At 74.3% G+C, this 7744-nt stretch carries 5 protein-coding genes and 1 pseudogene; 3 read left to right on the top strand and 3 right to left on the bottom strand.

What is annotated here, in order from left to right:
• Positions 1–882 (top strand): glucokinase (locus tag DZF91_RS31515; protein ID WP_117360710.1); only part of this gene is annotated, 882 nt, incomplete at its 5' end.
• Positions 879–1505: a bifunctional 4-hydroxy-2-oxoglutarate aldolase/2-dehydro-3-deoxy-phosphogluconate aldolase gene (gene eda, locus DZF91_RS31510; RefSeq protein ID WP_117360709.1), complete on the top strand. Its 627-nt coding sequence runs from the start codon at positions 879–881 to the stop codon at positions 1503–1505. The genes DZF91_RS31515 and eda, both read left to right, overlap by 4 nt.
• A 180-nt stretch (positions 1506–1685) precedes the next feature.
• Here eda and DZF91_RS31505 read toward each other — a convergent pair whose 3' ends face one another.
• Positions 1686–2411, bottom strand: coding sequence for a DUF1707 SHOCT-like domain-containing protein (locus DZF91_RS31505; RefSeq protein WP_199487026.1), 726 nt, complete (start codon positions 2409–2411; stop codon positions 1686–1688).
• Positions 2408–3082 (bottom strand): PadR family transcriptional regulator, encoded by a 675-nt coding sequence (locus tag DZF91_RS31500; protein ID WP_117360708.1) that lies wholly within the window; start codon positions 3080–3082, stop codon positions 2408–2410. The genes DZF91_RS31505 and DZF91_RS31500 overlap by 4 nt, the downstream gene beginning before the upstream one ends.
• A 380-nt stretch (positions 3083–3462) precedes the next feature.
• Between DZF91_RS31500 and acnA the strand changes: the two genes are divergently transcribed.
• Complete coding sequence (acnA, locus tag DZF91_RS31495; RefSeq protein WP_117360711.1) at positions 3463–6180, top strand: aconitate hydratase AcnA; 2718 nt, start codon at positions 3463–3465, stop codon at positions 6178–6180.
• A gap of 137 nt (positions 6181–6317) precedes the next feature.
• Here acnA and DZF91_RS40670 read toward each other — a convergent pair.
• A pseudogene (locus DZF91_RS40670) lies at positions 6318–7744 on the bottom strand (hypothetical protein); the annotation flags it as partial.

Raw genomic sequence — 7744 nt, 5'->3', positions numbered from 1 at the left:
GTGGCGGCGCTGCCCACCCGGGACCACCGGGGCCTGGCCGAGGCCGCGGCCGCCTACCTGGCCGAGCACGGCGGGGGAGTGCGCCCCGCCGCGGCCTGCCTGGCGGTCGCCGGGCCGGTCGTGGAGGGGCGGATCCGGCTGACCAACGCGGGCTGGGAGCCCGACACGGTCGAGCGCGTCCGCTCCCACCTCGGCATCGACGACCTCACGGTCATCAACGACTTCGAGGCTCTGGCCTGGTCGCTGCCCGGACTCGGGGCAGCCGACCTGACGGCCGTCGGCGGGGCGCTTCCGCCCGCCGCCGGCCCGCGCGCGGTACTGGGACCCGGCACCGGCATGGGGGTGGCGGGCCTGGTCCCAGTACCGGACGGCGCGAACGGACGCTGGGTGCCGGTGCCCGGCGAGGGCGGCCACGTGGACGTCCCGGCGGGCACCGACCGCGAGATCGAGGTCATGCGGCTGCTGCGCGCCGAGCTCGGCGCCGCGAACGCCGAGTACCTGCTCTCCGGCGACGGCCTCGCCCGGCTGTACCGGCTGCTGGCGATGCTGGACGGCGTCCGCCCGCAGCCGATGACCGCCGCGATGATCGTGGAGCGCCGGGACGAGCCCGCCTGCGCGGAGGCCCTGGCGGTCTTCTGCGGACTGCTCGGCTCGTTCGCCGGGAACGTCGCGCTCACGACCGGCGCGACGGGCGGCGTCTACCTGGCGGGCGGCATCCTGCCCCGGATCCCCGGCGTGCTCCAGGCGAGCGACTTCCGCCGCCGGTTCGAGGACAAGCCGCCGGTCACCGACTACCTCAAGGCGATCCCCACCGCCCTGATCGTCCATCCCTACCCGGCGCTGGTCGGCGCGTCCGTCCGCCTCGCCCAGGAGAACGCATGAACGCGCACGAACTGCTGGACCTCGCCCCGGTCGTCCCCGTGGTGGTGCTGGACGACGCCGACGCGGCCGTCCCGCTCGCCCGGGCCCTGGTCGCGGGCGGCCTGCGCGCGATCGAGGTGACGCTGCGCACCCCGGCGGCGCTCGCCGCGATCGAGCGGATCGCCGCCGAGGTGCCGGACGCGGTGGTCGGCGCGGGCACGGTCGTGGAGCCGTCCGACGCCGAGCGGTCGCTGCGCGCGGGCGCGGAGTTCCTGGTCAGCCCCGGCTGCACGCCCGCGCTGCGGGACGCCATGACCGCGACCGGGCTGCCGTTCCTGCCGGGGGTGTCCAGCGCGTCCGAGGCGATGGCGCTGCTGGAGCACGGCATCACCGCGATGAAGTTCTTCCCCGCCGAGGCCGCCGGGGGCGTGCCCTTCCTGAAGGCGCTCGGCGGGCCGCTGCCGCGGGTCCGGTTCTGCCCGACCGGCGGCATCACGCCCGAGTCCGCTCCGCGCTACCTGGCGCTGCCGAACGTCGGCTGCGTCGGCGGGAGCTGGCTCACCCCGGCGGACGCCGTCCGCGCGGGCGACTGGGACCGCGTCGAGTCCCTCGCGAAGCAGGCCGCCGCCATCCCGGCGTCCTGACCCCGGACTCGCGGCCTCTCCGTCTCATGGGGGTGAGGACGGGGAGGCCGCGACACCACCCGGGACGACCGCTCCCGGGTCCTCTCACCGCCGCCGGTGCCGCTGTGCCGATGGTGCCGCGGTGCCGATGGGGCGGCGGTGCCGATGGTGCCGCTGTGCCGATGGGGCGGCGCCGCCGGGTCAGCGCAGCGCCCTGCGGCGGCGCCGGGTGCGGACGAGCAGCGCCAGCGCCCGGACGATCCACAGGATCGCCACGACGTGGAAGACGGTCAGGAACGCCGTTCCCACGCTGGAGCCGAGCGCCACGACCGCGAACAGCACGGCGAGCATCGGGAAGAGCGCCCGCCGCCGGTGGTGGCCCCGCCAGGCCGGATGCCCGGCACCGGCCCCCATCGCGGCATGTCCCGCGTGGGGCCACGCCGCCGGGTGGCCCCACGCCGACGTGAGTTCGTGCTCGTTGGCGTGCTCGTGGGAGTGCGCCGACGCGTGTCGTGCGCTCCCGCGGTGACCGTGCCCGTGGTCGCCGTGCCAGTGGTGGCCGTGGCGTCCGCGGCCGAAGGCACGCGGGGCGTGGCGGGGCGGGACGGGCTCCCACGCGGGGGCGGGGAGCCCGTTCGGCTCCGGCAGGTCGCGGACGACGGCGCGCAGGTCGCCCAGCGTCCTGGCGGCCAGGGCCGCGCCGAGGCGGTCGTCCAGTTCGGCGCGGTCGAGGCGGCCCGCCGCGAAGTGCTCGTGCAGCGCGAGCGCGACCGCGTCCCGCTCGGCGTCACCGACCCGCAGCGCGTCCCCGGGGTTCACGGCGTCCCCGGGGCGCGTGGTGTCCCCGGGCCGCGCGGTGTTCGCCGAGTTCGCAGCGTCCACAGGGTTCGCGGTGTCCGGTGTGTCGGAGGAGTCGGGGGGTGTCACGGCTGCTCCTCGGGGTCGTGGCGGCCGTCCGCCTCGGGGGCGTCGTCCGCCAGGATGCGGTACAGGTCGCGGCGGGCCGCGTGCAGGATCTCGACGGCCCGGCCGACACCGTCCGGGGTGCCGGAGCGCAGCACCTCGACGGCCGCCGCGCCGGTGCCCGCGATGGCCTTGAACAGGTCCGGGACGCCCTCGGGGAACTCGGGGGCCATCCGCGCCCACGGCTCGCGCAGCTCGTCGGCGTGGGCCTCGGTGTAGGCGCGGCCCTCGTCGGTGAGCCGGTAGACGCGGCGCCCCGCGTCCTCGTCGGACGCCACCAGGCCCTCGTCGGCGAGCTGCTGGAGCGCCGGGTAGACCGCGCCGGGGCTGGGCCGCCACGCGCCGTCGCTGCGCTCGGCGATCTCCTGGATGACCTGGTAGCCGTTGCGGGGCCGCTCGGCGAGCAGCGCCAGGATCGCGGCCCGCACGTCGCCCTTGCGGGCGCGTCCGCCCGGTCCGCCCCGGCCGCGCCGCCATGGCGGGCCGCCCGGACCGAACGGGCCCGGTCCGCCCCACAGACCGGGGTCGGCCCAGGAGCGGGGGTCGCCCCACGGACCGCCGAAGGGACCGCCGAAGGGGCCGCCGAAGCCGGGGCCGCGTCCGCCGTGCGCCCGGGAACCGTGTCCCCAACCCATGTTCACCACCGCCTTCTGAGAGATCTCTTTGAACTCTCGCGATACGCCAACGATATATCGAAGACGCTCGACGGTCCAGGAGGATTCCCGAGGACCTGCTCCGACGAGGTATGTTGATATCGAGATAAATTTCCAGATAGCTTGATGTCGAGAGAAAATCGGCGGAAGTTGGGCGGGGCCGGGTGCCGAGCAGGTGTCCGGGTGCGGCAGGATTCTTCTTGGGGCGAGTGGCACCGTCCGCCCGGCTCAGACCGGCCCGGGTCGCACTCCACGACCGGCCGCCGCCGCGACGGGACGGCCCCGCCCGACAAGACGAACAGTGATTTCGCCGCGCAGTCGCGTCCCGGACCGGACGCGCGGCGGTGACGGAGGAGGAGTCCGTGTCCGCGAACAGCTTCGGCGCCCGCAGCGAGCTGAGGGTTGGCGAGAAGTCCTACGAGATCTACCGGCTGGACGCCGTCGAGGGCTCGGCCCGTCTCCCGTACAGCCTGAAGGTGCTGCTGGAGAACCTGCTGCGCACCGAGGACGGCGCCAACGTCACCGCCGACCACATCCGCACGCTGGCGGGCTGGGACAGCAAGGCCCAGCCGAGCCACGAGATCCAGTTCACCCCGGCCCGCGTGATCATGCAGGACTTCACCGGCGTGCCCTGCGTGGTGGACCTGGCGACCATGCGCGAGGCCGTGCGCGACCTCGGCGGCGACCCGACCCGCATCAACCCGCTCGCGCCCGCCGAGATGGTCATCGACCACTCGGTCATCGTCGACTACTTCGGCAGCCCGGAGGCGTTCGAGCGCAACGTCCAGGTCGAGTACGAGCGCAACAAGGAGCGCTACCAGTTCCTGCGCTGGGGCCAGACCGCGTTCGACCAGTTCAAGGTCGTCCCGCCGGGCACCGGCATCGTGCACCAGGTGAACATCGAGCACCTGGCCCGCGTGGTGTTCGACAACGAGGGCGTCGCCTACCCCGACACCTGCGTCGGCACCGACTCGCACACCACGATGGAGAACGGCATCGGCGTCCTCGGCTGGGGCGTCGGCGGCATCGAGGCGGAGGCCGCGATGCTCGGCCAGCCGATCTCCATGCTGATCCCGCGGGTGGTCGGCTTCAAGCTGACCGGCCAGCTCCCGGCCGGCACCACCGCCACCGACCTGGTGCTCACCGTCACCGAGATGCTGCGCAAGCACGGCGTCGTCGGCAAGTTCGTGGAGTTCTACGGCGAGGGCGTCGCCGAGCTGCCGCTGGCCAACCGCGCCACGATCGGCAACATGAGCCCCGAGTTCGGCTCCACCTGCGCGATCTTCCCGATCGACGACCAGACCCTGTCCTACCTGCGCCTGACCGGCCGCTCCGAGGAGCAGATCGCCCTGGTCGAGGCGTACGCCAAGGAGCAGGGCATGTGGCTCGACCCGTCGGTCGAGCCGGAGTTCTCCGAGTACCTCGAGCTCGACCTGTCGACGGTCGTCCCGTCGCTGGCCGGCCCGAAGCGCCCGCAGGACCGCATCTCCCTGTCGGACGCCAAGGACGCCTGGCGCCGCGACGTGCAGAACTACGTGCACAACGGCGACGAGGCGGGCATGGAGTCCTTCCCGGCGTCCGACGCCCCGGCCGAGGTCGCCAACGGCGACCGCCCGCACCGCCCGACCGTCGTGAAGATGGACGACGGCAGCGAGTTCACCATCGACCACGGCGTCGTCGCCGTCGCGGCCATCACGTCCTGCACCAACACGTCCAACCCGTACGTGATGGTGGCCGCGGGCCTGCTGGCCAAGAAGGCCGTCGAGAAGGGCCTGACCCGCCGTCCGTGGGTCAAGACCTCCCTCGCCCCGGGCTCCCAGGCCGTCACCGACTACCTCGAGCGCGCGGGCCTGTCCCCGTACCTCGACAAGATCGGCTACAACCTGGTCGGCTACGGCTGCACCACCTGCATCGGCAACACCGGCCCGCTGCAGCCGGAGATCTCCAAGGCGATCAACGACAACGACCTCGCGGTCACCGCGGTGCTGTCCGGCAACCGCAACTTCGAGGGCCGCATCAGCCCCGACGTGAAGATGAACTACCTGGCCTCGCCGCCGCTGGTCATCGCCTACGCGCTCGCGGGCACGATGGACATCGACATCCTCAACGACGCGATCGCCGAGGACGCCGAGGGCAACCCGGTCTACCTGAGGGACATCTGGCCGGCGAGCGACGAGGTCGCCGAGATCGTCGAGTCCTCCATCGGCCAGGAGATGTACCTGCGCACCTACGCCGACGTCTTCAAGGGCGACGAGCGCTGGCGCGGCCTGGACATCCCGACCGGCGGCACCTTCGAGTGGGACGCCGACTCCACCTACGTCCGCAAGGCGCCGTACTTCGACGGCATGGAGATGGAGCCGGCCCCGGTCACCGACATCACCGGCGCCCGCGTGCTGGCGAAGCTGGCCGACTCGGTCACCACCGACCACATCTCCCCGGCGGGCTCGATCAAGGTCGGCACCCCGGCCGCGCGGTACCTGGAGGAGAACGGCGTCGCGGTCCGCGACTTCAACAGCTACGGCTCGCGCCGCGGCAACCACGAGGTCATGATCCGCGGCACCTTCGCCAACATCCGGCTGCGCAACCAGCTCCTGGACGGCGTCGAGGGCGGCTACACCCGCGACTTCACCCAGGAGGGCGCGCCGCAGGCGTTCATCTACGACGCCGCGCAGAACTACGCGGCGCAGGGCATCCCGCTGGTCGTCATCGCGGGCAAGGAGTACGGCTCCGGCTCGTCCCGCGACTGGGCGGCCAAGGGCACCGCGCTGCTCGGCGTCCGCGCCGTCATCGCCGAGTCCTACGAGCGCATCCACCGCTCGAACCTGATCGGCATGGGCGTGCTGCCGCTGCAGTTCAAGGACGGCGAGTCCGCCGCGTCCCTGGGCCTGACCGGCACCGAGACCTTCGAGATCACCGGCGTGGAGAAGCTCAACGAGGGCGAGACCCCGCGCGAGGTCACCGTGAAGGCCGACGGCAAGGAGTTCCAGGCCGTCGTCCGGATCGACACCCCCGGTGAGGCCGACTACTACCGCAACGGCGGCATCATGCAGTACGTCCTGCGCAACCTGCTCCGCAAGTAGCGGAACCGCGCGGTCGCCGCACCGCACGACGGACGGGCCGTCCCCTTCTCCGGGGGGCGGCCCGTTCCGCTTCGCGGCGGCGGCCTGTCCCGCTTCGCGGCGGCGGTCCGTTCCGCTTCGCGGCGGTCCGCCCGGTTTCAGGGGGACGGCCGGTCGCGCGTCGAGGCGAGCCGGTCCTGGAGCTCGGCGTGCCGGAACTGGAACGCCGGCCCGACCCGGCGCAGCAGCCCGGACCGGTACGCCTCGTCCAGCCACGCCATGCACCGCCACGGGAGCCGTCCGCGCGCCGCGAGCACGGCCACCGCCAGCGCGTACCCGCCTCCCGCGCTGGTCAGCGTGGCCGCGAGCCCGGCGGAGACCAGCGGGACGAACGCGAGCACGAACCAGGCCTGCGCCAGCGCCACGCCGTCCTTCGTGGCCGGACCGGCGGGACCGAGCGCCACGGCGAGCGAGCCGGCCGCGGCGGCGGCCGTGAGCCCCGCCGCCATCAGCGCGGTCAGCCCGAGGTCGCGGCGGAGCGAGGCGCGCGGGTCCTCCGGCCGGTCGGTGGCGGCCGGAACCGACGCCCAGCGCACCGTCCCGAGCGTGAGCCCCATCGGCAGCATGGTCAGCGCCATCGTCAGCAGCAGCGGCGGCCCGGCCGCGCGCAGCTCCCGCAGGGCCGTGGTGTCGTGCTGCACGAGGACGAGCCCCGTGGCGGCGGCGGAGTAGGTGCCCGCGACGCCCGCGTACAGCAGCAGCGCACTCCGCGCGGCGTGGCGCGCGAGTTCGCGGGTCCGGCCGCGCAGCCCCAGGTGCGCGAAGGACGGGCGGTCCGAGCGCCGCGCGCCGAGCAGGTGCCCGAGTCCCAGCGGCGTCGCGAGGAGCAGCGCCACGACCAGCTTCTCGGGCAGTCCGGAGAACGAGCCCGTCGCCAGCATGCCGGCGGGCCACAGCATCATCACGGTGACGGCCGCGAGGAACACGACCGCCGAGTCCAGCGCCTTCGCCGCTCCTTCCCCGTCCAGGACGCCGCTCCGCCGGGAGCCGCTCCGCCGGGAGACGAGCCGCCGGGAGACGAGCCGCCGGGGGACGAGCCGGACCGCCGTGAAGGCCAGCGCCACCACGATCCCGAACCGCCAGCCGCCGGGGAGGATCTCGCCCTTCTCCGGGTCGGCCGCCGCCCGCAGGGCCGTGTCGCACACGGCGAACAGCGGGACGGAGACGAGCAGCGCCGCCAGGCCCGCGGCGAGCGCCCGCGCCGCGGGGGAGACGGCCCGGCGCAGCTCCCACCATTCCAGGTCGCGGGTGCCGAGGGCGTTCAGGTGCCGGGCGAGGAAGGCGAGCCACCGCCTCCCCGCGCGGACCTCCTCGTCCGGGACGCGCCGGGGCAGGGCGCCCGCCCGGCGCGGCGCGGGATGCCGGAGCGCGGTCTCGACCAGGCCGTCCAGCAGGTGGTCCTCGATGTCCCGCGCGGTCGGGAGCAGGGCGCGGTCGAGCAGCGGCGCGGGGTCGGCGCGCGCGTCGGCGTGGACGCGGACGAGCCAGAGCGCGAGCGGGGTGGCCAGGGCGCGGGCGAGCTCGG

Origin of the sequence: Actinomadura logoneensis (genome assembly GCF_003428695.1) — a bacterium.
GTDB lineage: Bacteria > Actinomycetota > Actinomycetes > Streptosporangiales > Streptosporangiaceae > Spirillospora > Spirillospora logoneensis.
This window is presented reverse-complemented; position numbering and strand designations above follow the sequence as displayed.